At 69.5% G+C, this 1,621-nt stretch carries 2 protein-coding genes and 1 rRNA gene; all 3 read left to right on the forward strand.

Annotated features, from left to right (window positions below; all coding sequences use genetic code 11):
* The first annotated feature begins 23 nt into the window (after positions 1-23).
* A 5S ribosomal RNA gene (gene rrf, locus RMO85_RS02965) occupies positions 24-140 on the forward strand.
* Between the two features lie 144 nt (positions 141-284).
* On the forward strand, positions 285-1,187 hold the full coding sequence (locus tag RMO85_RS02970; protein ID WP_310526373.1) for a tetratricopeptide repeat protein: 903 nt from the start codon (positions 285-287) through the stop codon (positions 1,185-1,187).
* Positions 1,188-1,212: 25 nt separating this feature from the next.
* The coding region (locus tag RMO85_RS02975) for an alpha/beta hydrolase (RefSeq protein ID WP_310526374.1) at positions 1,213-1,621 on the forward strand (409 nt) is incomplete at its 3' end.

Raw genomic sequence — 1,621 nt, forward strand, 5'->3', positions numbered from 1 at the left:
GGGTGTGTGTGTTCCGCCAGAGTTACGGCGGCCATAGCGAAAGGGAAACACCCGGTCCCATACCGAACCCGGAAGTTAAGCCTTTCAGCGCCGATGGTACTGCAACCGAGAGGCTGTGGGAGAGTAGGACGCCGCCGGACAACAATTGGGCAGAGGCCACCTGGTGACAGGTGGCCTCTGCTGCATTTGGGCGCCATGACCAGTAGCGTGGCAGAGCATCATCCCCCTGACATCACCCCCCTGACATCAGCACAGTGAGCCAGCACCACCGAAAGGTTTCCGTCGTGGCCGAGGAACGTCGTAGCCAACGCCCGCCCGCTCGAGGCGGCTCCAAGCCGCCCGCGCGCGGTGGCACGTCTCCCAGCCGGGGCGGCAAGCCGGAGTCGCGGGGCGGCAAGCCGGCCTCCAGGGACGCGCGTGGTGCTCGCGGAGGCGCCGATCGCAGCAAGCGTGAAGGCGACTGGAAGCGGCCCCGCGAGGAGCAGCGTCCCCGCACGGTCGACCAGGCGGAGTACGACGGGCCGCCCTTGACCGAGGAGGTCAGCGGTCAGGAGCTCGATCGCGCCGTGCTCAACCAGCTCAAGGGACTGCCGGAGAAGTTGGCCGCTCGCGTTGCTCGCCATCTTGCCGCCGCAGGTCTCTTGATCGACGACGACCCGGAGACGGCCTACCAGCACACGCTGGCTGCGCGGGCGCGCGCCTCTCGCATCGCCATCGTTCGCGAGGCCGTCGGCGAGGCGGCCTACGCCGCCGGTCACTACGCCGTGGCGCTGGCCGAGCTGCGGGCGGCCAAGCGCATGAACGGTGCCACGGAATACCTCCCGATGATGGCGGACTGCCACCGAGCCCTCGGACACCCCGAGCAGTCGCTCAAGCTCGCCAAGAGTCCATCGGTCGCCAACTTCGCGCCGGACGCCAAGGCCGAGATGACGCTGGTGGAGTCTGGTGCCCGTCGCGACATGGGTCAGCTCGATGCCGCGCTGCGCACGCTGGAGCTGGCCCCACTGATGTCGAAGAGCCGTTCCCAGTGGGTGGTGCGTCTGCGCTACGCCTACGCCGACACCCTCGAGGCCGCGGGTCGCGAGGCGGACGCGCTGGCGTGGTTCCACCGGACCAACGCGATCGACAGCGAACAGCTCACCGACGCCTCCGAGCGTGCCGAGCTGATCGAGAAGCGGCTCGGCTGAGGCTTCGATCTGTCACGATGCCGACATGCGCATAGATCGACCCACCCTGGAGGGCACGGTGGCCGTCCGGCATGGACGGCGGCTGAGCTTCGCGGAGTACGGACCGCGCGACGGTCGGCCGGTCGTGTGGATGCACGGCACCCCGGGTGCACGCCGGCAGATCCCGCTGGAGGCGCGTGCGTTCGCAGCGGAACTCGGCGTTCGCATCATCGGGATCGACCGTCCGGGGATCGGCGCGTCCTCGCCGTACCTCTACGCCGACGTCCTGGAATGGACCGAGGACCTCCGGCTGTTGCTCGACGCCCTGGGCGTCGACACCTTCCGCCTCGTGGGGCTCTCCGGAGGTGGTCCGTACGTGCTTGCCGCCGGTGCCGCCATGCCGGATCGGGTGCACGCGGCGGCGGTGCTCGGCGGTGTGGCGCCGACCCAGGGCC

Source organism: Nocardioides sp. (genome assembly GCF_031422975.1).
GTDB lineage: Bacteria > Actinomycetota > Actinomycetes > Propionibacteriales > Nocardioidaceae > Nocardioides.